The following is a 23,080-nucleotide window of genomic DNA, read 5'->3' as shown; positions in this document are numbered from 1 at the left end:
CTGCGACGTGTGGGTGGGGTGAATGTCAGATCGGCACGAGCCGACGGATGCTGTCGGCAGCACGTCAGCGAACGGAAATCTCACGACGTCGCAGCGGCTCGATGCCCGCTACGGGAACACCCGCGGATCGCGTCTGCGTGTGAAGGCGCTGCTGTGGTCGCTCGGTGCGTTCATCACCGTGGTGTTTGGCGCCTGGGTGATCTGGGCCGGGCTTCTCACGCCCGCAGCGAACGTTGATGCTGTCGACGTGGCGCACACCGTCGTCGACGAGCACTCCGTCGAGATCACATACCGACTCTCGGTGGAGCCCGGCACCGATGCGATGTGCGCGCTGCAGGCGCAAGACGACAATCACTCGATTGTGGGGTGGAAGATCGTCGAACTTCCCGCCTCCGACACCCGCACGCGGGAGCTCACCGACACCGTGAAGACCGTGGATCTGGCCGTCACTGGTTTGATTTACCGCTGCTGGCTGCCTTAAGATCTTCTGATACCCACGAGGTGGGTTGGTTCACAGCGCCCTGACGGACGTCGGGGCGCCTGTTCATGTAAGGAAGTTTCCAATGACTGATGCGTCACAGGTCACGTTTCTCACTCAGGAGGCCTACGACCGCCTCCAGGCCGAGCTTGAGCACCTGTCCACCGTCGGGCGCGACGAGATCGCCAAGCGCATCGAAGCCGCGCGCGAGGAGGGCGACCTCAAGGAGAACGGTGGATATCACGCCGCCAAAGATGAACAGGGCAAGCAGGAGGCACGGATCCGCACACTGACGGAACTGCTGCGCACTGCGACGGTGAGCGAGGCCCCCGAGGCCGACGGAACCGTCCAGCCGGGAACAGTGATCAGCGCCATCGTCGCCGGTGGCGAAGAGAAGTTCCTTCTCGGCAGCCGTGAGATCTCGGGCGACTCTGACCTCGATGTCTACAGCGAGCAGAGCCCGCTCGGCGAATCGATCATCGGCATGAAGGTCGGCGACTCAACGAGCTACGAGGCACCCAACGGCAAGTCGATCTCGGTGAAGATCACGGGCGTCGAGGCGTACACCGGCTGAGCCTCAGCCTCGAGTTCCAGCTCTCGAACCTGGATCCTCCAGATCACCGATCAGCAGTTTCAGCCCTCGACGATCGCGGGGTTGTAGCCGGCCGCCTGCAGCGTTTCAACGACGCTCATTTTGTGGTCGGCACCCCGCGTCTCGACGCTGAGGTCGATCATGACCTCGCTGATCTGCATTCCGGTGCCGTGACGGGTGTGCAGAACCTCGACGACGTTCGCATTGGCGTGCGCGAGAATCTCTGCGATGCGCGCCAGTTGGCCCGGCCGGTCCGGAAGCGGAATGCGCAGTGTCATGTACCGATCGGCGGCTGAGAGGCCGTGGGCGACGATCCGTTGCATGAGGAGCGGATCGATGTTGCCACCCGACAGGATCGCGACGGTCGGACCCGTGGCCTTGACCCGGCCCTCGATGATTGCCGCAACAGTCACAGCCCCAGCCGGCTCGACGACGAGCTTCGCCCGCTCGAGGAGCATCAGCAGTGCCTTGGCGATCTCATCTTCCGTCACGGTCACGACATCGTCGACGAGCTCGCGGATGAGATCGAAGTTCAGAGCGCCGGGTCGGCTGACGGCGATCCCGTCGGCGATCGTCGGCTGGATCTCGATGTCGACGGGGTGCCCTTCGGCAAGCGAGGGTGGATACGCTGCCGCGTTCTGCGACTGCACGCCAACGATGCGGATCTCACGCCCTTCGCGCTTGGCACGCTGCTTCGCCGCCGCCGCGACACCGGCAATGAGGCCACCGCCGCCGATCGGAACGACGATCGTGGCAGCATCCGGGACGTCATCGAGAATCTCAAGCCCCAGCGTCCCCTGACCGGTGATCACGTCAATGTGATCGAACGGCGGGATGAGCACGGCCCCCGTCTTCTCGGCATACTCGGCGGCGGCCTGCAGCGGCTCTGTGACAGTGTGTCCGCGCAGGACCACGTCTGCACCATAGCGGCGCGTCGCCTGTAATTTAGGCAGCGGAACTCCGACGGGCATGAAGATCGTCGCGGCAATGCCCAGCTCGCGTGCGGCAAAAGCGACACCCTGCGCGTGGTTCCCCGCTGATGCGGCCACCACTCCCCTGGCGCGCTCCTCATCGCTCAGCTGGGCGAGGCGGTTGTACGCTCCCCTGATCTTGTACGACCCGGTTCTCTGAAGGTTCTCGCATTTGAGATACACCGATTCGCCAAGCACCTCGGCGAGGTACCGGGAGCTCTCCATCGGCGTGTGCTGGGCGACACGGGATACCAGCTGCTGCGCTTGCTCGATCGAGCTGAGCGAGGGGATTGTCTGCGACATTCGCGATTCCTTCTTACCTAGACGAGGTGTCTCGACGCAGTCGTCCCTCAGCGGGGACGGTGCGCCAGATCGTATCGACCTTGTACGTGGCTTCCGGGTCTTTCCACGCTCCGGACGAGATGTAGCCGATGACAACGTTCACGACGGCGGCGACGGGTACGGCGAAGAGCGCACCGGGGATGCCCGCGACAAGCGAACCCGCCGTCACCACGAGCACGACGCCGAGCGGATGCACCTTGACGGCGGTGCCCATGAGCAAAGGCTGCAGAATGTGCCCTTCGACCTGTTGAACAAGAAGCACGACGCCGAGCATGATGACGGCGATGATCGGACCGTTATACACGAGAGCGATGAACACAGCGACGGCACCGGTGACGATCGCACCGACGATCGGAACGAAGGCTCCGAGGAACACCAGCACGCCGATGGGGATCGCCAGTGGAAGCCCAAGGAAGAACGCGCCGAGGCCGATACCTGTCGCATCGATCGAGGCGACGAGGATCTGCGTGCGCGTGTAATTCTCGAGAGTGGTCCATCCGGCCTGTCCAGCACCGTCAACGGCGGCACGTGCGCGACGCGGCACGAAGAGGATCAGCCATTTCCAGATGTTCTTGCCGTCGATCAGGATGAACAGCAGCGAGAACATCGCCAGGAGAATACCTGCGGCGAGATGCCCAAACGTGCTCCCGATCGACAGGGCCCCTGACAGCAACGTGCTGGTGTCCTCCTGAATCGCCGCCCAGACATCGTCGAAGATCACGCCGAGTTTGTTGTCGGTCAGATGCAGCGGCGAGTGGAGCAGGAACGATTTAAACGACTCGATGGACTCGACCGTGCGTGTACGCACCTCTCCTGCCTGGGCGCCCACCTGCCACACGACGAGCCAGACAAGCGCCCCCACCGCGGCGATCGCTGTAATCATGGCGACCGCGACGGCGAGCCCCCGGTTCCACCGATGCCCCACGAGGAAGTTCACGAACGGGAGCACAAGCGCCGACAGCAGCACGGCCACGAAGACCGGAATCACGATCAATCTCAACTGGACGATCAGGAACACGAGGATCGCGGTGGCGATCGCGATCAGGATGAGCCGCCAGCTCCACGCGGCAGCGATCCGGATGCCCGGCGGAATCGTGTCGACGATCTCGTCTGACGAGACGTGCCGTTCCGGCTCCGGTTCCACGGCATCTCGCTCAATCGCAGGGGCGGCGAACATGCGTGCCCACCAGCGGGGCCTGCGTGATTCCGACACGCGTGACAGTCTACGATGCCCCGCTGCGCGAGGACGGAATATGCGACTACACGCCTGTCGGAGGTCGCTGATAACGTCATCGAGATGTCACAGACGATTTCTCAGGATGCTGCTCGGCGCATCGCTCTTGCCGCTCAGGGATTCACGCGGCCCCGCCCTGCCCGCCCCGGCCTGCGCCAGTTCTCGCGCGTGCTGGATTCTCTGGGTGTTCTCCAGATCGACTCGGTGAACGTCTTCGAACGCAGCCACTATCTTCCGGTCTTCGCGCGTCTCGGCGCGTACGACAAGTCGGCTCTGGACGCTCTGACGCACAGTCGCCCCGAGCGGGTCACCGAGTGGTGGGCGCACGAGGCGACGTTCGTTCGCACGGAAGACCTTCCGCTCTGGGGCTGGAAGATGCGTGCGCTGCGCGAGCGCGACCTCGCTGAACGCGACTCGTGGGCGAAGGCGCACACGGCTGAGCTTGATTGGGTGCGGGGTGAGCTCGCCGCACGCGGGCCCTCGCTCGCGCGTGAGATGGAGACGGATGTCGGTCGGTCACGAGGCACCTGGTGGGACTGGTCGACGGTGAAGCGGGCCCTCGAGACACTGTTTCGGTGGGGTGAAGTGGCAATCGCGGGCCGTACGTCGACGTTCGAGCGCCGGTACGCGCTGGCCGATCACATCATCCCGAGTCACGTGCGAGCCACGGAGATCCCCCGTGAGGATGCCGTGCGCGAGCTGGTCCGGCGCGCCGCTGTCGCGACCGGTGTCGCGACAGCATCCGATTTGGCTGATTACTATCGCCTTCCCGTCAACGCAACCGCTCAAGCGATAAGAGAGCTGCAGGATGCTGGTGTGCTGACGCGCGTCCATGTCGACGGCTGGCGTGCGGGTGATCGCCAACTCGATGCATGGATGCCGGCAGGGCTGGTGCGGCCGCGAGCCGTGACGGCAGACGCTCTGCTCTCGCCCTTTGATCCTGTTGTGTGGTCACGTCAGCGTGCTGAGCGTCTTTTCGGCTTTCGATATCGAATTGAGATCTACACTCCACGGCACAAGCGGGTGCACGGCTACTACGTTCTCCCGGTACTGATCGGGGATCGCCTCGTCGCTCGAGTCGATCTGAAGAGCGACAGACAGGCACACGTGTTGCGTGTGCAATCCGCATGGCGAGAGTCCGGTGCGCCGCCTGATACGGTAGAAAGACTCTCGCAGGTGTTGCGCGCCACCGCACAGTGGCAAGAACACGATTCGATCAGTGTCGGGTCACGGGGAAACGCGGCCGACACTCTGGCGCAGAGCCTCGTCGCACCACGGCATGAATCGCCCTGACGCCCACTGGCGCATGGGCAGTTCTCCCCAGTGCTCTGTACACACCTGCGCTGATAGCTTTACTGTTATCACATTCATGTTGAAGGGGAAGTGACGCACAATGGCATCGGACGAAAACGCACCGGGCGCTCAGGGGGGCAACCCGGCAGACAACACAGGCGGCGCCCAGCCGCCCCAGGGCGACGAGGGTGCGTCGTACGCACCGCAGGGCGACCAGGCATCGTACGCACCGCAGGGCGGTCAGTACACGCCCCAGGGGCAGCCAGACGCGAATACGCAGCAGCCGCAGGGCCAGTACACGCCGCAGGGCCAGTACACGCCGCAGGGTCAATACACTCCGCAGGGGCAGCAGGCACCGCAGGAGCAGCAGGCACCGCAGGGCCAGTATGCTGCACAGGGCCAGTATTCACCCCAGGGTCAGTACACGCCGCAGGGGCAGTACACGCCTCAAGGCCAGTACGCCCCTCAGGGCGGGGCTTACCCGGCAGGTGCCTACGGTGCCGCAGCACCAGCCGCGCCAAACCCGAACAAGAAGAAGATCATCCTCATCAGCTCGATTGCTGGTGCTGTTGTGGTCCTCCTGATCATCGCCACGGTCGTCATCAACGTCATCAACGGATCGACGTATGGTCCGCAGGCGGTTGTTGAGAAGTACCTCACGACGATCTCCGCGGGTAACGCCAAGGAAGCCAATTCGTTGGTGAAGACGGGCGTCAAGAAGGAAAAGGCCGCGCTGCTCAACAACAAGATCCTCAAGGAGAAGAGCTCGCGCATCTCGGACCCGAAGGTCACCAAGACCGCGACCGAGGGCGACAGTGCACGCGTTGCCTTTAGCTACAAGCTCGACGGTACGACCTACGACGGTACGCTGACGCTCAGCAACCAGGGCAAGCAGGCCGTGTTCTTTGACGATTGGAAGATCGACAAGCCTTTGCTGGTCGACGTCAGCGTCTACATCTCGCAGGGAACCGAGGCCACGGTCAACGGGGTAAACGTTGACTTTGGTGAACAGGGCACGCTTCAGGCTTACCCCGGCGTCTACAAGATCGGGGCTCCCGACAGCAAGTGGTTTGAGGCTGAGGACCAGACAGTCGTTGCTGCCACAGGCTCCAAGGCGGGCTACCAGCCGGCCGAGTTGAACCTGGCACCGACTGATGCGCTGACGGAAGAGGTTCAGAATCAGCTCAACGCCATGATCGACAAGTGCGCAAAGGAGACTTCGAAGGAGGTCGACGAGAACTGCGACATGGATGTGACGTATGTGATCGGTATGTCCGAAGTGACCAAGGTCGAGCGTAAGGTCGTCGAGTACCCCACAGTTACGGTTGACGATTCTGGGCGCAGCTTCGAGACCGAGGGCGGCGAGGTCAAGTACACCGTTACCGGTAAGGACTACTCCGGTGAGAAAGTAACGGGCGACCTTGAGCCCCGCACTTACTGGACGTTCTACGGCGACATCACGATTGACGGCGACAAGGTCGTCATCGAGTACTGGTAAACCGCACGAATTACCTGTAGCACCACCGTCTAGCGGGGGTCGGTCCAGTGGACCGGCCCCCGCTTTCGTGCGTCTCACGGTGACCGGCCCGGCAGACGGGATCGAGCTCTGTGGCCAAATAGCTTTGAACGCGCATCATGCGAAAAAGCGGATCAGCTTTACCCGGGCCCAGTGAGTCTGTCGGAGACTATGAGAGCGGCAGGTGTGTGGGTATTCCACGGGCCTTTCAAACAGCTCAGGCGGTTTACCTATCTGCTCTAGGTCACGCTTCGCCACGCTTCGAACTGATCAGACGATTCGTCTCTCGGCGCCTGGACATGCCTAATAGCGCTGCAGGGGTGTCTTCTCGTGGGTTGTGTGTGTTGGGGCCGCCGCCGGGATCGCATGTCCAGCGGCCGTCGCTCACATGCCCGCAGGGCGTCGATTCTGGCGGTATACCGACGCATTAGACGCTCGTCATCTCGTCAGCCGCAGTGATCGTCATCGGTCAGCACCGGTGCGATCTACGCGTCGTAGCGGATGGCTCCCTTCTCACCGGCTGCCCCAGCCGAGGCAGGCGGTCTGGTGCTCAAGTACCATCACTGCAATTGCCCGGGGACGACTCTCGCGGCAGCAGCGCACGTTGAGTAGCGCTTCAAGCTGTACTGCTTGTGCGTCTCAGGTGTCGGGGCCGCCGCGTACGTTAGGTGCGCGGCCCGGTATCTCGCCCATCATCGGGCGGGTGCCCTCCGGGACTGTCTGGGTCCTCGGGATTACCTCTCTGTTCGGAACCGCCATCGCTTCCGTAACCGGCGCCGCTTCCGGAACTGCCACCGTTTCCGAAGCTGCCACTGCCTCTGGGACGGCCACTACCGCCTGGATGGCCACCGCCTTCGGAGTTGCCACCATCGCTGAGCCGGTCACTACCGCTTGGTCGGTCACCGCCGCTGGGACCGTCGCCGCAGCCTGGGGTCTCGCCGGGACCGTCGCCGCAGCCGCCGCCGCGTGGATTCTCGCCGGGAGCATCGCCGCCGGGATTGTCGCCGGGGTCGTCGCCTGGATGATCGCCTGGCCGGTGTCGTTTGCCGAGATACTTCCGGTTCACGTACCAGCCTGGTGGCACGAGTTTCGGGTGGCCGTCGTGGTTGCGGGTGATCGCCCATTCGCCGTGTTCGACTAACCGGTGGTGGAACCAGCAGAGCAGGACGCCGTTGTCGAGGTTGGTGGGGCCGCCGTTGTCCCACCCCTGAATGTGGTGTGCTTCACACAACCAGGCGGGGATGTCGCAGTCCGCTGCCGCACACGTGGTCCCATCCCGCGCAACCAGAGCCAGGCGCTGCTTCGCAGTGAAAAACCGTTCCGTGTCTCCCAGGTTCAACACATCCCCGTGCTGATCCAGCGTGACCCGTCTCGTGTTGCCGTTGCACCGCATTTGTTTCACAAAACTCATGGGCAACGCTGCCGGTGTCCCCGGCGACCATGCCGCACCGTTCCCGTTCTCCAGGTCGGTGTCTTTGACGGTCACCAACACCGTCGGGGCACGACCGTGCAGTTTCGGGGTGCTGTCCTGTGTGCCGGTGCCAGCAATAATGCTGGTGAACACGTCCGCACGTTCCTGCGGCCTCGACCGGTTCTCCGGTGCCTGTTCCTTATCGGCGAGTTCATCCGCCTGCATAAACGCCGGGCTGGTGCGTTTGGACATGAACGCGTCAAACACCGGGGTGACGTGTGCTGCCTGTTCCGGAGAGAGCACCCCGGTAAGACGCATACTCCCATCATCCAGATGACGAAACACCAAACTCCGGGCCTCATGAAGTTCCTTCGCCGACGGTTGCACACCATCCGGATCCAACACGGCACAAAACATGCGCGCCTGACCCCGCAACGCATCCGCCGCCACCGGAACCTCACCATCAGCACCGGTCGCGTTACCGAGAAGTGTGGCTTCGGCCCAGTCCATCTGCTCCGGCGCCACACGCGGAAGAACCGGGGCAAGCGTGGAGGTGATTGCTTCGGCAACGTCCAAACCGATGGTGCCCTCGGCAAGTGCTTCGGCGGTCTGGGCAAACACCGGCTCCAGAGGAAGACCCGTGTCCGAGACCCGCGGAGTGGTGCGCTGAGCGAGCTTCGTGTACCGGTGGGCGGTGGAGTTCTTCACCCCCGTGACCTTCTCAAACAGTGCCGCCGGTGACGCGGAGCCGTGACGAGCAGCAAGACCATCCAACCCCGCGCCCGTGTCTGACCGTCGGGCAATATCACCAACATTGCCGACCTGACGACCCTCGAGGAACCGGGTCGCGGTACCCAGAAGGCCCACGTAATGCAGCAGCCCGTCCGAGCTCAGACCATGCGGATCAACATCACGCAGATCAGTCAGAGCATCCAGAAGCCGCTCACCTGCAGCACACGCAACAGCATCCAGGCTCCCCTGAGACTGCTGACACTCTGAGCTCTCAGGCACACCCGGAGCCGCCCGCCGGGCATGGTTCTCCGGCTCCTCCGAAGACCCAAACCCGGGTGCCGAACCTGCGTTAACCATGGACACATTGTGACAGCAGCCACCGACATTCCCACCAACACAAACCCCCGATCAACACACCAATGTGGATAACTCCAAAAGTCGCATGCCTGTGGACGGAGAAGCAGTATGCAGAGCACCTCAGTGATGCTCTTAACGGAGCAGAATAGGCAGAAACATTCGGCTCCCCAGAGCACGAACAACAGCCACAACAATGGGCCGGCTCAGTGAGCCCATGACAACGACGAGACGCTCTCACAGCAGGCCGATACCCCTCGCGCCGGGCCCAGAGTGCGCGGCCCAGGGGTCGTCGTTAGAAGCTGCCGCCCATATCGCGGAGGCGCTGCACGCGATCCGGAATGGGCGGGTGCGAGCTCATCAGCCGCTTCGCGACACCGGGCTTCTTCTGCGGGTCGTTGATCCACAGGTGCGCCATCGACGTGTTCTGCCGCTTCATCGGCCGCGCGTGCGAGTCCAGCTTCAGCAGTGCGCTCGCGAGAGCATCCGGATGCCGCGTGGTCAACGCACCCGTCGCATCCGCGAGGTACTCACGCTGCCGCGAAATGGCAAGCTGCACTAGCATCGCAACTAGGGGCGCAATCAGCATCGCGACGATGCCGATGATCATGATGATGGGGTTCCCTCCCCCACCGCGATTGTTCCCGCCTCGGCCTCCGCCGAACCACATCATCCGCAGGAAGAGGTCTGCAATAAAGCCGATCGCGACCACGAGCCCGAAGACGATCATCGAGACCCTAATGTCATAGTTGCGCACATGGCCGAGCTCATGCGCCATGACGCCTTCGAGCTCGGAATCGGTCATGATCTCGAGCAGACCCGTCGTTGCCGCGACGGAGGCGTGCTCAGGATCCCGGCCTGTGGCGAAAGCGTTCGGCGCGGGATCATTGATGATGTACACCTTAGGCATCGGCGTTCCCGTCGCGATGCTGAGGTTCTCAACGACGCGATAGAGACGCGGATTGTCTGCCTTGCTGATCTGCTTGCCGCCGCTGATCGCAAGAGCCTGCGACGAAGCCATGAAGTACTGAAGCAGCGCGTACCCGGTCGCCACGGCCAGAACGATGATCGTGATCGTCCAGCTGTTGTACACGTAGCCGGCAAGAACACCGAGCCCGCCGATGATCACAAGAAACACAAAGATGATCACCACGGTGTTGATCTTGTTCTTGCGGATGGCGCGATACATCAGTGACCCTTACGCAGGCGACGAGTGGGAAAGACGAGGCTGTCGTCGGCAGCCCGGAGCCGCCGCTCGCAGCCTAGAACTGGATCCGTGGCGGTTCAGCGATTGCTGCGCTGTCGGTGACCTCGAAGAACTCGCGCAGCTGAAAGCCGAGGCCCTTCGCAAACAGGTTGTTCGGGAACACGCGGATCTTCGTGTTCAGCTCGCGAACGCCGCCGTTGTAGAAGCGGCGCGAAGCCTGGATCTTGTCTTCCGTGTCGACGAGCTCGCTCTGCAGCTGCAGAAAGTTGTTGCTCGCCTGAAGCTGCGGGTAAGCCTCGGCGACCGCAAAGATCGACTTGAGCGCCTGCTGCATGTGGTTCTCTGCCGCTGAAGCCTCGGCTGGACCCTGCGCGTTCAGAGTTTCCGCACGTGCCTCGGTGACGTTCTGGAACACCGACTTCTCGTGCGCAGCGTACCCCTTGACGGCTTCAATGAGGTTCGGAATCAGGTCGGCACGACGTTTGAGCTGCACGGTGATGTCACTCCATGCCTCATTGACGCGTACCCCGAGTGTCACGAGCGAGTTGTACGTCACCCACAGGTAAATACCGATGATGACGACCAACGCCACGACGATCAGAACGGGAATGAGCCATTCCATGCTTTGCGTACTCCCTTTGTGCTGTGTGCGACTCGGTCGGAGCCGCGTTTGCCTAGTCTACGTTCAGCTTGCTGAAATTCACCGTCAAATCCGGCTGCCAACGCCGGTTGCACGCGTGTTTCTCAGGATCCGAGTACCCGGTCAAGGTACGGATTGCGAAAGAGCCGAGCCGGATCGAGCCGGTCACGCACCGCAACGAAGTCGTCGAATCGCGGATACGTGCTCCGCAGGCTCTCGGCATCGCGCCAGTGCATTTTGCCCCAGTGCGGGCGCCCGTCGCGTTCACGCATGATCTCCTCGACGGCCCGGAAGTACTCTGCGGGAGCGTCTCGCACATACCGGTGCACAGCAATGTATCCCGTCTCCCGCCCCGTCGCGGTCGACATCCACAGGTCATCGGATGCTGCGAAGCGCACTTCGACCGGAAACGAGATGTTCCACCCCGACGTGTCGATCAGACTCTTCACGGCGCGCAGCGCATCGACGACCCGGTCCGCGGGCAACGCATACTCCATCTCGGCAAAGCGCACCGTGCGTTTCGTCGTGAAGACGCGGTGCGACGCGTCGCTGAACTCTCGGTTTCCCGTGAGCTTGTCGGCCATTCGATTGACGGTCGGGACGATCGCGGGCACGGCAGAGCCCAGCCCGCACGTCACGCGGTAGAGCCCGTTGGAGACGACAGTGTCGTCGATCCAGCGTTTGGCGGGAGAGAGCGGGCGGCGGGCGGCACCCGACGGCATCCGCGTGTTTGTCTTCGTCAGCGCTGTCTCGGTGTGCGGAAACCAGTAGAACTCAAAGTGATCGGCCGCCGCGACCCGCTCGGTCAGCGATTCGAGAACGGCATCGAGCGGTTCGGGCTTTTCGACGGCGGTGAGGTCGAACGCGGGCACGCAGCGCAGCGTTACATCGACGAGGATGCCGAGAGCACCGAGCCCGAGCGCGACGGCTGGCAGAAGGTCGGCGTTGTTCTCGGAGTCGACATGCAACAGCTCCCCCGCGCCCGTCACAAGCGTCGCCCCAGCTACCTGAGCGGCAAGGCCGCGAAACCCCGCGCCCGTGCCGTGCGTCCCCGTCGAAATGGCACCCGCGAGCGACTGGCTATCGATATCGCCGAGGTTCTCCATGGCGAGCCCGTGGCGTGCGAGAAGGCGTGGAACATCACGCAGCCGAGTCCCCGCAGAGAACGTCGCGTAGCCGCGGGTCTCGTCAACGTCGATCAGCCCGCTCAGGTCGTCGAGTTCGATCAGGACGCCGGCTGGGGCGGCGATACCGCTGAAACTGTGGCTCGCACCGACCGCCTTGATCGGAATCCCGCTTCCAGCCGCGGCGGCGACAGCGCGCTGCACGGCACTTGCGGTGCGCGGGCGCTCGACACGAATGGGCTTCGCTTCTTCTGTGCGCCCCCAGTTCGTCCAGGTTCCACCGGTCACCGTCATAGGAATGCCTTCCCCTCGCCGCGATATGTCGGTACGCGTTCGACGATCTCGTCACCGTGAACGACGACGAACTCGTTCAGCCGCTCACTCAGTTCGCCCGATTTGTTGTGGCGGAACCAGACACGATCCCCCAAGGTCAGCCGTGCGGCGGCGTCGCCCTCGACGGGAGTCTGCACCTCACCGGCCATCTCGCGCGGCATCATGCGCAGCCCCTCTGGCCACACAGCTTGGGGCAGCCGCTCGGGTCCGGGCGGGCCGGAGGCGATCCAGCCGCCGCCGAGGATCGTCGCCATGTCACGTCGTGGCTTGCGCACGACAGAGAGAGCGAAGGATGCTGCCGGGGCAGGCTGAAATGCACCGAACCCGTCGAAGAGGTGCCCGGCGAAGAGACCGCTGCCCGCGGCGATCTCCGTCACAGAGTCATCGCTGGACGTGCTCTCGAGTGAGCCCGTCCCACCGCCATTCACGAACTCAAGATCGGCGACCTCGCGCACCAGCGCCACGGCCTCGGCTCGTCGTTCGGCGAGTTCGGCTCGCGAGCGGGTCTTCACCCACCCCACGACGGCGTTCATCGCTGCCTTACCCGGAGCCTTGTCTGGCACACCGGCGATCTGCCCCTCGTAGGCCATCATGCCAACGAGCGTGAAACCGGGGCGGCTGACGATGTACTCCGCCAGGGAACGCGCGGCCTGGGGCGTATGGATCGGCGAGCGCCACATTCCCAGCCGGCCCAGGGGCGCAGGGGCATCCCACGAGGCGTCGAGCTCGAGGCACACCCGGATCGACTGACGCTTCTCGGGCGGAAGAACCGCGTCGATCGCGTCAAGGTGCTCGGCGCTGTCAACCATGAGCGTGACGCGTGACGCGAGAGTCTCGGACTCCGCGAGCCGTGAGATGGCCGCACGGTGCGCTGTCGGGTATCCGACGACGACGTCATCGATCGTCTCGGCAAGCCACAGGGCTTCCGGAAGTGTATAGGCGAGAACACCGTCAAATCCCGGCAGTTCGAGCGCAGCATCCAGAACCGAGCGGACGCGCACTGACTTGCTGGCGATGCGGATGGGGGTGCCCGATGCGCGGCGGATCATGTCGTGCGCATTGAAGCGAAGCGCGTCGAGGTGGAGGACGCCGAACGGCGGGTCTTCAGCAGCTGTCGCACTGTCGATCGAGGACCAATATGCTTCCGGCGAGCGCCAGGGTGCCGAGTTCACTCCGATGCGCTCGTGTTGTGCGGTTAGGGAAATCGCCATTGAGAGCCTTTCGTCCTCTGCCACGATATCGGCCTTCCCTCGGCGAGCAAAGAGAGGTATTCTCACGTTTGTCGCGCATCAGGCTGGAGTAGGGCTGGGAAGCGCGTCATAATGCGTCGCGCCCGCTTGACATCGCCCGTCTCATCGCCGTGAATGGATGATGAAGTGGGGCGGACTTTCACAGACACAGCACAGCACATCTCTCCGGACGTACCGGTGAGATCGCGTGGTCGATGGCGGTTTCTGGCTGTCACACTGATCGCTGTCGCAGCGTTGGCACTCCCCGTCGCGCTTGCAAGTCCAGCCTCGGCTGCAATGCCGTCGTCTCCCCTCGCTGCCGAGACCGATGATGGGACGCCTCCGCCGTCATATGATGCGAACAAGGACACGGATGACGAGACCTCGACGCCCACTATCAAGCTCGAGGTTGACGATTTCTCGCCGGATTCATCGGTTCACGTCGTGGGGTCGATTGACGACTCGGTCCCCGACGGCACCACCATCACCGTCGCGTCAGCCGTGGACTCACAATCCGTAGAAGTTGACGGCAACCAGTTCGAGACAGACGTAGACGTATCCGAGGGTCCCGAGCAGAAAGTCACCGCCAGCTTTGCCGACTCGAACGTGGGCACTGCAGCCGATGCGAAGGTTGACGTTCTCTTTCCGCCCACTATTGAGAAGCCGGAGGGTCCGATCGGGAGCGGCGGCGTTATTCGAGGCAAGGCGTATTCCGACGCCGATGTGACGGTATCGATCGACGGGCACTCGTACACCGCGACCGCGAGTTCTCAGGGCGAATGGTCGATCAGCGTCGATCGTGAATTCTCCAACATCTCAGCCACCGCGACGCAAACGACATCATGGGCGGATGGAAACTCCGACAAGAGTCCCGCTGTAAAGATCACCGTCGATCTCACGGCCCCACAAGCACCGACGATCACCTCCCCTGCGGACGGCTCGAACGTGCCAGCATCCGGAGCAAAAATCTCCGGCACCGGTGAGCCTGGCTCAACCGTCAAGGTGTTCGCGGGCTCGCAGACACTGTGCACCGTCGAGGTGTCTTCTTCGAGACAATGGTCGTGCACGGCTGCCGAGATCGCTTCATCGGGCTCGCAAAAGATCGTCGCGAAGGCTGACGATAACGCCGGAAACTCCAGCGGCGACGGTCCCGCCATCACCGTAATATTCGGCACCTCGTCGTCGCCGTCGGATCCGCCAGAGAAGACTCCCTCAGACAAACCGGGTGAGGAGAACAGCTCGCCCGACGATGGCAACTCCACGACCCCCAAGGACGAGAAGCCCGAACCATCTGAGAGCGACGACAGCGACTCACGAGACGAAGCAGTGCCGCCACCCGCCGCACCGCCGAACGGTCCCGGTCCGTGGAACCACGCGACACCCTTTACGGAGTCTCTGCCGTCCGCCGTCGGTGCCGAGGCCATCGCCGGGTGGCTCCGCGCCCTGCTGCTCGCCCTGCTGACCGTCGCGCTCATTCTGATTCCCGCGAGGATGCTGGCCGGCACACTCGCACGGCGGCGCGTCGCAGCATCCGGAATCTCCGTCACCGGGCGCAACCGTTCCGCGGCCGAATTCGACAGAGCACCGATGCTCGCCACACCGAGCCGCGTCGCCATGATCGTCATCGGAATCGCCGCCACCGGAACACTCACGATCTTCGCGAATCCCGTCGACGGCAGACCCGCGTTCTTGAGGCTGCTCATCGCCGCCATTCTCGCGGCTGCCCTCGTCAATGCCGTGGCCGCGTGGGTGCCGCGCATCCTGTCGCACGTGTGGCAATGCGGCTTCACCGAAGTGCAGTTCAACCCCCGCTGGCTGCTCCTCGTGGCCGCGGCCGTGCTCGCGTCACGGGTCTTCGATCTGCACCCCGCGCTGCTCTTCGCTCTCGTCACGACGGTTCGCGTGCCAACGGTGCTAAACCGCACGGTTCTCGCGCGCCTGGCTCTCACGCGCATCGGCGGTGTCTTCGTCGTCGGCGTGCTCGCCTGGCTGCTCGCCGCGCTTGTGCCGCAGGGCGGCGGCTTTTTCACTCAGCTGCTCATCGAGACGGCGAACATCACGGCGCTCGTCGGCATCGGCTCATCCGCGATCATGATGGTTCCACTCGGGCGGCTGAGCGGACGGGCGATCTTCGCCTGGTCACGCCCCCTGTGGCTCGCCTCGGTTCTCGCAATCCTCACAGCCCTCTTCGTCATGCTGGGCCCGAGCATCGAGAACTGGCGGGCGACGGGCAACCTGCTTGCCGCACTCGCCCTCGTGTTCGCCTTCGCGGCCTTGGGCATCTCCGTGTGGCTGTGGAAGCGCTACGTTCAGCCGCTTCTCGCGAACTCCTAGAGTCAGCCCGAGACGACCGGAAGCCCGGCCTGCTGCCACGCGACGATGCCACCGTCGACGTTGACAGCGTCAATGCCCTTCTGCTCGAGATACTGCGCGACGCGCGCGCTGCGGCCGCCCGAGTGGCACATGATGTGCAGCTCGTCAGCATCCGGCAATTCGCCTTCGCGCTCCATGAACTGCGACATCGGAATGTGCACCGCGCCCTCAACGTGCTCGCTCTGCCATTCGTCAGGCTCACGGACGTCGACGATGGTGGCGGTGCCCTGCTTGACTCGTGCGGCAAGGTCGGTGACGGCGATCTCTTTCATGTTTCCATCCTCACACGGCGCAGCATGTCATCGGGTGCCGCCAGAATGGACACGTGCATGTCGTCATCGAACCCTCGCCCACGATCTCCGGGCTGCGCTTGGTCGATGCAGACGAGACCGGGCAGGCGGCAGGCGAGGTCGACGTCAGCTGGGACGAGGCGCCGACTGTGCTGGCGCAGCGTGATCAGGAAGGCGTCCGCTGGGTGTTCGGCCACACCGCTGAACTCTATCCGCAGCTTGTCGAACGCGGTGTGCGACTCAGCCGAAGCCACGACCTTGCCCTCTGCCGCACGATCCTACGACGGTCGACGACTGTGCCCTCCGGCGAGGTGTTCCCCGAGACGGGTGATGAATGGGATGCCGCGTGGGAGGCCGCCCGCGGCGACGATGGCCTGACGGGCTTCGCTGAGCTGACGGGCGGGTCCGAGAGACCGGATGCTGTCGCTGAGCTGCAGCGCCAGCTCGCTGCCGTCGCCGCGTCGACCAGGCCCGCGAGGCTCCGAAGCCTTCTGGCCGCGGAGTCGTGCGGCGCGCTGATCGCCGTCGAGATCCGGTACGACGGTCTGCCGTGGCGCCGCAACGTGCACGAGCGGCTCCTCACGGAGGCGCTGGGCCCCCGGCCGGTGTTCGGCGGTCGCCCCGCCGTGCTCGAAAGGCTGGCTGACAGCATCCGCACCGAGCTCGATGCTCCGGGGCTCAATCCGGATTCCCACGCTGACCTGTTGCGGGCTCTGCGCTCAGCAGGAATCACCGTCGAGTCGACAAGCAAATGGGAACTGCAGCGCCACGAGCATCCGGTGATCGAGCCGCTTCTGCGCTACAAGTCCCTGTCACGGTTGATGACGGCGAACGGCTGGGCCTGGCTCGACGAGTGGGTTCATGACGACCGGTTCCGCCCGGAATACATTGTCGCGGGCGTGGTGACGGGGCGCTGGGCGACGGACGGCGGCGGTGCCCTGCAGCTGCCCGCGCAGATCCGGCCCGCTGTCGTCGCCGACGAGGGCTGGACGTTCGTGATCGCGGACGCCGCGCAGCTGGAGCCACGTATTGTGGCGGCCATGGCTGGCGACACTGCTATGGCCGCGGCGGGGTACGGAACAGATCTGTATCAGGGGCTCGTCGACGCGGGAACCGTCGACACCCGTCAGCACGCGAAGATCGCCATGCTCGGTGCGCTGTACGGTGCCACGACCGGCGAGAGTGCCCGGCTCATGCCGCGCCTCATGCGCGCGTATCCACGTGCCACGGGCCTGGTCGAAGCCGCGGCGCGCGCGGGTGAACGTGGTGAGCAAGTGACGACGTGGCTCGGTCGCAGCTCCCCCGAGCCGTCAGAGGGCTGGCGCGCTGTCACACGCGCCGGCGCGCAGGTCACGGCAACGCCTGCAGACGAACGCGCCGCACGCCGAGCAGCCCGCGACTGGGGCCGCTTCACCCGCAACTTCGTCGCGCAGGGCACGGCCGCCGAGTGGGCGCTGTGCTGGATGGCCGAGCTGCGCCACCGTCTGCGACCGCTCGGCAGCGGCGAGCAGCATCCGCATCTCGTGTATTTTCTGCACGACGAGCTCGTGATCCACACGCCCGAACAGTCGGCATCGCTCGTCGCTGAGGCCGTTCGTGATGCCGCAGCCGCGGCTGGGCGCGGACTCTTCGGCGACTTCCCCATCGACTTTCCGCTCGACGTCGCGATCGAATGCTGTTACGCCGATGCGTGACCCAGGTGGGAGCACAAGCAGCTCGAGCATCGGGTAGAGTGGCCGTCACCAGTGACACGGGGTGCCCTTCGGGGCTGAGATAAGACCCGTCGAACCTGATCTAGCTCGTACTAGCGAAGGGATGTCGCGAATGTCGCGTACGCCGAAAACACAGTCAGCCACGCTCACGCCGCCCGAGGCGACCGTTCGTCAGGGCTCCCCCGGTCCGCATGATGTGGCGGTGATTCCTCGGGTGCTCAGCATTGCCGGAACGGATCCGTCGGGCGGAGCGGGAATCCAGGCTGACCTCAAATCGATTGCCGCGCACGGCGGCTACGGCATGGCCGTGGTGACCGCTCTCGTCGCGCAGAACACGCGCGGGGTGAACTCGGTGCACACGCCGCCGCCCGAGTTCCTCGCCGAGCAGCTCAATGCGGTGAGCGACGACGTGCAGATCGATGCCGTGAAAATCGGGATGCTGGCCACGGCTGAATACATCGAGGTCGTGGACCGCTGGCTGGAGCGCACGCAGGCACCCGTTGTCGTCGTCGACCCGGTCATGGTCGCAACAAGCGGCGACAGGCTGCTGGACGCGTCGGCCGAGGAAGCGCTCGGCCGGATGCTGCGGCACGCCGACCTCGTCACCCCCAACATCCCCGAGCTCGCCGTGCTCGCGGGTGAACCCCGCGTGCGCGCCTGGTCCGACGTGATCGCACAGGCGCAGCGCGTCGCGGAACACCACGACACACTCGTGCTCGCGAAGGGCGGGCACGCGAACGGCGACGCCGTGCACGATGCCCTCGTGTCAGCATCCGGAGTCATTGCAGAGTTCACGGCGGCACGCATCCATACGACGAACACGCACGGCACCGGATGCTCGCTCTCGTCGGCGATCGCAACGCTGTACGCGCAAACGGGCGAATGGGCCAGCGCGCTGGAGCAGGCGAAGCAGTGGCTCGCCGACAGCATCCGGAATGGATCCCGTCTGAACGTCGGCTCGGGCCATGGCCCCGTCGATCATTTCGCCACGCTCCGGCGCCGGGCAGCAGCACCGCTCACGGCGGGTGAGATCGCCGAGCACTGGTGGAGCGGAATCGCCGATGTGCGCGCCGATATTGACGACCTCGCCTTCATCACCGGGCTTACCGACGGCACACTCGACCCGGCCGCGTTCCGCCATTATCTGGTGCAGGACACCCTGTATCTGCGGGACTATTCGCGGATGCTCGCGGCGGCCAGCACGCTGGCTCCAACAGTCGCCGAGCAGGAGTTCTGGGCATCCGGTGCGCTCAATGCTCTCGCGGGTGAGACGGCCGTGCACGCGCATTTCCTCGGCGATCTTTCGGTCGTGGACGCCGCGCCGAAGGCCCCGGCGACCATCGCCTACACGAACCATCTCGCCGCGACGGCTGCGCGGGACTCGTATGCCGTTCTCGCGGCTGCGCTGCTGCCCTGCTATTGGATCTACGTCGATGTCGGAACCCGGATGCTGCCAAATGCGGCCTCGGACACCCCGTACATGCCGTGGCTGAGCACCTACGAAGACCCAACGTTCGCCAACGCGAGCACGCGCGCGATCGAGATTGTGACGCGTCTGGCCGCGGATGCCGACTCGGCAACGCGCGACCGCATGTGGCGTGCGTTCCGGCTGTCGGCCGAGCACGAACTGCGGTTCTTCGCCGAGCCGCTCGAGTTCGCGCAGGTGGCAGCCAGCTGACCCAGGGCACTCCCATTCGGAACGGCCTGCCGCAGGACGCTCTGCCGCGGACAGCCTGGCCTATAGCGCCCTGGCCCGGACCTTCCCGACTCAGGGCTGCTCGAGCATGGCCAGCCACGGGTGCTGCGGGTCTGCGCGAGTGAGCCCGTCAATCAGCCAGGAGTGGCGTGCGGGCTCGAGCAGCGGAACGACGGCCCGCAAGTCCGCACGGTCCTTGGCCCGGTCGCCCCTGGCTTTGTAGAGCATCTGGATCTCGGGGCGCAGGTACCGCACTCCGTCGCGGCTCCACACGGCATCGCTCATCGGCATCCGCATCGTGGGATCGCGCTTGTACACCCAGGTGTGCTCATCGCCGGGCGACAGGAGAATATCGAATTCCCATGCGGATGCTGCGTCAGCACGCGTCCACAGCTGCGAACCGCCTTCGGGCAGAAGTTCGTTGGCCGGAGCATCTGGTCGGTCATCCGCGAGCAGCGGCGTCAGCGTTCCTGACGAGGCCATCCAGGCATCGAGCCGACCGGCAAGAAACCGGCGCAGCTGAGGGAGCTCTGCCGACAGCATGGAGATGTCGATATCGTCGTGCGGACGCGTCACACCGGTGAAGGCTTCGATCGACCATCCTCCAGCGACCCACCACGTTCCCTGGTATTCGGCGAAGAAGGCGGCAGCATCGGTGGGAGTGTGTCCGGCCCACTCGCCGTAAAGCCGGGTGAATTCGTCGTCCGTCAATTCCGTCACTCCGGAATTCTACGACCAGCGTCCGACGCGAGGAAGCAAATCTTTCGCACCCCAGCCGTCGTACGGCGTCCGGTGCGCCTCGTTGGGCGGTTCTCAAACTCGCACGTGCCACTACCGACGGCGATTCGTCGGGTTCTATTTAATACCCCACTGGGGTATGGTCTACAGGTATGGGACCCGCAGCACGACGCAGCAGGGGCCAGGCCCGCAACCATTTGGCGTACTGGGCTCGCCCGCAGACAGGGACGTTGACCTATGTGGCACTCGGTGACTCGGCCGGGGTCGGCGTCGGGGTCGATGACCCTCAGCGCGGCTACGTCGGCGTTATCGCCGACCGTCTCGCGGAGACGACGGGGCACTCTGTGCGCACCGTCAACCTGTCGGTCAGTGGCGCGCGGGCACACGACGTTCTGAACACACAGATACCCCAACTCTCAACAACGGCCACGCCTGATGTGCTCACCTGCGTCATCGGTGGAAACGACGTGGCTTGGGCACCGTTATTCCGCACCCGTGAGTTCGCCGAGGCAATGCAGGCCATCACCACCCGACTGCCCGAGGGGTTCGTCGTGGGCCTCGTGCCGTATTTTCTGCATTGGCCGTATGAAGGCCGCGCGCGCAAAGCCAACGAGGCCATCGGCGCAGCGGCTAAAGCCAGCGGTCATTCGATCGCCGACATCCACACCGCAACCAAGAGCCTCTCCCTTGCCAGGTATCTGCGTACCTTTGCCAGTGACCGTTTCCACCCCAATGAACGCGGTCACGCCTTGTGGGCCGAGGCGCTCTGGGAACAGATTGCCCTCTGAACCTCGCGGCGCGACCATCACCTGAGCACCTCGCTGAAACGCGCTGGGTGGGCTGGCACAACACCCATCGCTTGCACGGTTACCGAGGCGAACTCGCCCGAGAAGTGCATTCCTCGACTCACCTCACCGATGAGGATGGCATTGACGCCGAACCGCAAGCGCCCCGTCGATGTTTTGTCCAGTTCCGGGCCCCCGGCCACCCCTCTCGTCCTCCAAACAGGAGGCGAAACCGAGACAGGTAAATCTGGGATCGTCACTGGTGTGAACAACGACGCTCTGGTGCCCCCACTGGGATTCGAACCCAGACTGTAGCGATTTTAAGTCGCCTGCCTCTGCCGGTTGGGCTATAGGGGCCACTCCCCTACATTACGGGAATCGCAGACCCGTCATGCACGTGAGGACCCGCCCCTTCGGGGTAGGTCCTCACGTGAAAACGGGCGTTGCTAGGCGACAGAATCGCTCGTGCTCTGCTCTGATTTCTTCGCCGCCGGCTTTTTAGTCGCCGGCTTCTTCGCAGAAGACGAGGATGCGGGTGCCTTCGATGCAGCGGGCTTCTTGGCCGGAGTCTTCTGCGCCGGAGCCTTCTCTTCAGCCTTCGCCGGGGCCTTCTTCTCGGCGACCGCGTCAGCGGACTTCACCTCGGTCGACTTCTCTTCGGCTGGCTTCTCTTCAGCGGGTGCCGGAGGCTTCGGCCGCGCGGCGAACTCTTCGAACGAGGCGCGCGGCTGCTGCAGGGCAGACAGCGAGGCGATGTCACGGCCGAGGAAGAAGTTGTTCACCCAGCCCCAGAAGACCCGGAACTTGCGCTCCCACGTCGGCATTGCCAGACCGTGGTAGCCGCGGTGCGCAACCCAGGCGGGGAAGCCCTTGATCGCGATCTTTCCCGACTGGAACACTCCAGTTCCGAGGCCAAGACCGGCAACGGCACCAAGGTTCTTGTGGATGTACTGCTTCGGCTCCTCGCCCCGGAGCACGGCGATGACGTTCGTCGCCAAAAGCTTGCCCTGACGCACGGCGTGCTGCGCGTTCGGCACGCAGTAGCCACCGACACCTCCGCCGGTGAGGTCAGGAACGCGCGACACATCGCCCGCGGCCCAGGCACCTTCGATCGGCTCGTCGTCCGTGCCCACGCGCAGATCAGCACGCGTCATGATACGCCCGCGCTCTTCGATCGGGAGGTCAGTGTGGCGCACAATCTGTGGCGTCGCCATGACGCCCGCCGTCCACACGATGAGGTCAGACTCGAACTTCTCACCGGTCGACAGCTCGATGTTGCCGTCGATGCACGATGAGAACTGCGTGTCGAGGTGCACAAGAGCACCTCGCTTGGCGAGGTCCTTGAGCACCCAGTGGCTGGTCTTGAGTGACACCTCGGGCATGATGCGGCCCATGGCCTCCACCAGGTGGAATTTGATGTCGTCGAATTCGATCTGCGGGTAGAACTTGAGCAGCGCGCTCGCGAACGACCGCAGCTCGGCGAATACCTCGATGCCGGCGAAACCTCCGCCGACGACGACGAACGTGAGCAGGCGGTCGCGCTCAGGCCCGGCAGGCAGGTGCGCCGCCTTGGCGAAGTTGTCGAGCACGCGGTCTCGGATCGCCACGGCCTCTTCAACGGTCTTGAGCCCGATGCCCTCGTCGGCAAGACCCGGAATTGGGAATGTCCGCGAGACAGCGCCACCGGTCACGACGACCTGGTCGTACTCGAAGTCATACGACTCACCCACATCCGGAGTGATCGTCGCCGTCTTCTCGGCGTGGTTGATGTACGTCACCTTCGCCGTGATCACCTCGGTGCGTTTGAGGTGGCGGCGCAGCGGAACGACAGCGTGACGGGGCTCGATCGAGCCGGCCGCGATCTCGGGAAGGAACGGCTGGTACGTCATGTAGGGACGGGGGTCAACGACGGTGACCTCTGCCTCTCCTGCACGCAGGTGCTTCTCGAGCTTCCATGCGGTGTAAAAGCCGGCGTAACCTCCGCCGACGACGAGAATCTTGGGCACGGTGAAATAATCTCCTACTGGATC

At 64.2% G+C, this 23,080-nt stretch carries 18 protein-coding genes, 1 tRNA gene and 1 riboswitch; of the genes, 8 read left to right on the top strand and 11 right to left on the bottom strand.

What is annotated here, in order from left to right; translation table 11 throughout:
• Positions 1–22: 22 nt before the first annotated feature.
• Positions 23–481 (top strand): DUF4307 domain-containing protein, encoded by a 459-nt coding sequence (locus tag OK352_RS06770; protein ID WP_265140683.1) that lies wholly within the window; start codon positions 23–25, stop codon positions 479–481.
• A gap of 82 nt (positions 482–563) precedes the next feature.
• Complete coding sequence (gene greA / locus OK352_RS06765) at positions 564–1,052, top strand: transcription elongation factor GreA (protein WP_265140682.1); 489 nt, start codon at positions 564–566, stop codon at positions 1,050–1,052.
• Between the two features lie 59 nt (positions 1,053–1,111).
• Here the strand turns inward: greA and ilvA are convergent, their stop codons facing one another.
• On the bottom strand, positions 1,112–2,344 hold the full coding sequence (gene ilvA / locus OK352_RS06760) for a threonine ammonia-lyase (RefSeq protein ID WP_265140681.1): 1,233 nt from the start codon (positions 2,342–2,344) through the stop codon (positions 1,112–1,114).
• Between the two features lie 13 nt (positions 2,345–2,357).
• The gene (locus tag OK352_RS06755; protein WP_265140680.1) at positions 2,358–3,596 is read right to left on the bottom strand and encodes an AI-2E family transporter; all 1,239 of its coding nucleotides are present in this window, start codon (positions 3,594–3,596) and stop codon (positions 2,358–2,360) included.
• Between the two features lie 84 nt (positions 3,597–3,680).
• Between OK352_RS06755 and OK352_RS06750 the strand changes: the two genes are divergently transcribed.
• Together OK352_RS06750 and OK352_RS06745 are read left to right on the top strand one after the other, a co-directional pair.
• Positions 3,681–4,910 carry a winged helix-turn-helix domain-containing protein gene (locus tag OK352_RS06750; protein WP_265140679.1) on the top strand — a complete coding sequence of 410 codons (1,230 nt, stop codon included), beginning with the start codon at positions 3,681–3,683 and terminating at the stop codon, positions 4,908–4,910.
• A 100-nt stretch (positions 4,911–5,010) separates the two neighbouring features.
• Positions 5,011–6,408, top strand: a complete 1,398-nt coding sequence (locus OK352_RS06745) for a zinc ribbon domain-containing protein (protein WP_265140678.1) — start codon at positions 5,011–5,013, stop codon at positions 6,406–6,408.
• Positions 6,409–7,090: 682 nt separating this feature from the next.
• Here OK352_RS06745 and OK352_RS06740 read toward each other — a convergent pair.
• The 5 genes from OK352_RS06740 to OK352_RS06720 all read right to left on the bottom strand — a co-directional run bounded on the left by OK352_RS06740 (position 7,091) and on the right by OK352_RS06720 (position 13,438).
• Positions 7,091–8,926, bottom strand: coding sequence for an HNH endonuclease signature motif containing protein (locus OK352_RS06740; RefSeq protein ID WP_265140677.1), 1,836 nt, complete (start codon positions 8,924–8,926; stop codon positions 7,091–7,093).
• A gap of 292 nt (positions 8,927–9,218) precedes the next feature.
• Positions 9,219–10,112: a M48 family metalloprotease gene (locus OK352_RS06735; RefSeq protein WP_265140676.1), complete on the bottom strand. Its 894-nt coding sequence runs from the start codon at positions 10,110–10,112 to the stop codon at positions 9,219–9,221.
• A gap of 73 nt (positions 10,113–10,185) precedes the next feature.
• Positions 10,186–10,752, bottom strand: a complete 567-nt coding sequence (locus OK352_RS06730; RefSeq protein ID WP_265140675.1) for a LemA family protein — start codon at positions 10,750–10,752, stop codon at positions 10,186–10,188.
• A gap of 122 nt (positions 10,753–10,874) precedes the next feature.
• On the bottom strand, positions 10,875–12,188 hold the full coding sequence (locus OK352_RS06725) for a D-arabinono-1,4-lactone oxidase (protein WP_265140674.1): 1,314 nt from the start codon (positions 12,186–12,188) through the stop codon (positions 10,875–10,877).
• The gene (locus OK352_RS06720) at positions 12,185–13,438 is read right to left on the bottom strand and encodes an amino acid deaminase/aldolase (RefSeq protein ID WP_265140673.1); all 1,254 of its coding nucleotides are present in this window, start codon (positions 13,436–13,438) and stop codon (positions 12,185–12,187) included. Before OK352_RS06720 ends, OK352_RS06725 begins: the two co-directional genes overlap by 4 nt.
• A 315-nt stretch (positions 13,439–13,753) precedes the next feature.
• Between OK352_RS06720 and OK352_RS06715 the strand changes: the two genes are divergently transcribed.
• Complete coding sequence (locus OK352_RS06715; protein ID WP_265140672.1) at positions 13,754–15,790, top strand: Ig-like domain-containing protein; 2,037 nt, start codon at positions 13,754–13,756, stop codon at positions 15,788–15,790.
• 2 nt (positions 15,791–15,792) lie between these two features.
• Here OK352_RS06715 and OK352_RS06710 read toward each other — a convergent pair whose 3' ends face one another.
• The gene (locus OK352_RS06710; protein ID WP_265140671.1) at positions 15,793–16,101 is read right to left on the bottom strand and encodes a rhodanese-like domain-containing protein; all 309 of its coding nucleotides are present in this window, start codon (positions 16,099–16,101) and stop codon (positions 15,793–15,795) included.
• A gap of 53 nt (positions 16,102–16,154) precedes the next feature.
• Here OK352_RS06710 and OK352_RS06705 point away from each other — a divergent pair, with 53 nt between their 5' ends.
• Both OK352_RS06705 and OK352_RS06700 read left to right on the top strand, forming a co-directional pair.
• Positions 16,155–17,813, top strand: coding sequence for a bifunctional 3'-5' exonuclease/DNA polymerase (locus OK352_RS06705; RefSeq protein WP_265140670.1), 1,659 nt, complete (start codon positions 16,155–16,157; stop codon positions 17,811–17,813).
• A 47-nt stretch (positions 17,814–17,860) separates the two neighbouring features.
• Positions 17,861–17,952, top strand: a riboswitch (TPP riboswitch).
• A complete protein-coding gene (locus tag OK352_RS06700) occupies positions 17,944–19,509 on the top strand; it encodes a bifunctional hydroxymethylpyrimidine kinase/phosphomethylpyrimidine kinase (RefSeq protein ID WP_265140669.1) in 1,566 nt (521 codons plus the stop codon). (Overlaps the previous riboswitch by 9 nt.)
• Positions 19,510–19,599: 90 nt before the next feature.
• Here the strand turns inward: OK352_RS06700 and OK352_RS06695 are convergent, their stop codons facing one another.
• Positions 19,600–20,247, bottom strand: coding sequence for a nucleotidyltransferase domain-containing protein (locus tag OK352_RS06695; RefSeq protein WP_265140668.1), 648 nt, complete (start codon positions 20,245–20,247; stop codon positions 19,600–19,602).
• A 170-nt stretch (positions 20,248–20,417) separates the two neighbouring features.
• Between OK352_RS06695 and OK352_RS06690 the strand changes: the two genes are divergently transcribed.
• The gene (locus OK352_RS06690) at positions 20,418–21,053 is read left to right on the top strand and encodes an SGNH/GDSL hydrolase family protein (RefSeq protein WP_265140667.1); all 636 of its coding nucleotides are present in this window, start codon (positions 20,418–20,420) and stop codon (positions 21,051–21,053) included.
• A gap of 277 nt (positions 21,054–21,330) precedes the next feature.
• Here OK352_RS06690 and OK352_RS06685 read toward each other — a convergent pair.
• Both OK352_RS06685 and OK352_RS06680 read right to left on the bottom strand, forming a co-directional pair.
• Positions 21,331–21,407: transfer RNA gene (locus OK352_RS06685), tRNA-Leu, on the bottom strand.
• 89 nt (positions 21,408–21,496) lie between these two features.
• The gene (locus tag OK352_RS06680) at positions 21,497–23,056 is read right to left on the bottom strand and encodes an NAD(P)/FAD-dependent oxidoreductase (protein WP_265140666.1); all 1,560 of its coding nucleotides are present in this window, start codon (positions 23,054–23,056) and stop codon (positions 21,497–21,499) included.
• Positions 23,057–23,080: the final 24 nt, after the last annotated feature.

This window comes from Microbacterium sp. MPKO10 (assembly GCF_026107415.2).
Taxonomy (GTDB): Bacteria; Actinomycetota; Actinomycetes; order Actinomycetales; family Microbacteriaceae; genus Paramicrobacterium.
This window is presented reverse-complemented; position numbering and strand designations above follow the sequence as displayed.

Bases quoted from the DNA above. Each gene is read 5' to 3' on its own strand.
- OK352_RS06715 (WP_265140672.1), top strand. From the start codon at position 13,754: ATGCCGTCGTCTCCCCTCGCTGCCGAGACCGATGATGGGACGCCTCCG.
- OK352_RS06730 (WP_265140675.1), bottom strand. From the start codon at position 10,752: ATGGAATGGCTCATTCCCGTTCTGATCGTCGTGGCGTTGGTCGTCATC.
- OK352_RS06710 (WP_265140671.1), bottom strand. From the start codon at position 16,101: ATGAAAGAGATCGCCGTCACCGACCTTGCCGCACGAGTCAAGCAGGGC.
- OK352_RS06745 (WP_265140678.1), top strand. From the start codon at position 5,011: ATGGCATCGGACGAAAACGCACCGGGCGCTCAGGGGGGCAACCCGGCA.
- OK352_RS06740 (WP_265140677.1), bottom strand. From the start codon at position 8,926: ATGGTTAACGCAGGTTCGGCACCCGGGTTTGGGTCTTCGGAGGAGCCG.
- OK352_RS06750 (WP_265140679.1), top strand. From the start codon at position 3,681: ATGTCACAGACGATTTCTCAGGATGCTGCTCGGCGCATCGCTCTTGCC.
- ilvA (WP_265140681.1), bottom strand. From the start codon at position 2,344: ATGTCGCAGACAATCCCCTCGCTCAGCTCGATCGAGCAAGCGCAGCAG.
- OK352_RS06725 (WP_265140674.1), bottom strand. From the start codon at position 12,188: ATGACGGTGACCGGTGGAACCTGGACGAACTGGGGGCGCACAGAAGAA.
- OK352_RS06720 (WP_265140673.1), bottom strand. From the start codon at position 13,438: ATGGCGATTTCCCTAACCGCACAACACGAGCGCATCGGAGTGAACTCG.
- OK352_RS06700 (WP_265140669.1), top strand. From the start codon at position 17,944: ATGTCGCGTACGCCGAAAACACAGTCAGCCACGCTCACGCCGCCCGAG.
- OK352_RS06770 (WP_265140683.1), top strand. From the start codon at position 23: ATGTCAGATCGGCACGAGCCGACGGATGCTGTCGGCAGCACGTCAGCG.
- OK352_RS06690 (WP_265140667.1), top strand. From the start codon at position 20,418: ATGGGACCCGCAGCACGACGCAGCAGGGGCCAGGCCCGCAACCATTTG.
- OK352_RS06735 (WP_265140676.1), bottom strand. From the start codon at position 10,112: ATGTATCGCGCCATCCGCAAGAACAAGATCAACACCGTGGTGATCATC.
- greA (WP_265140682.1), top strand. From the start codon at position 564: ATGACTGATGCGTCACAGGTCACGTTTCTCACTCAGGAGGCCTACGAC.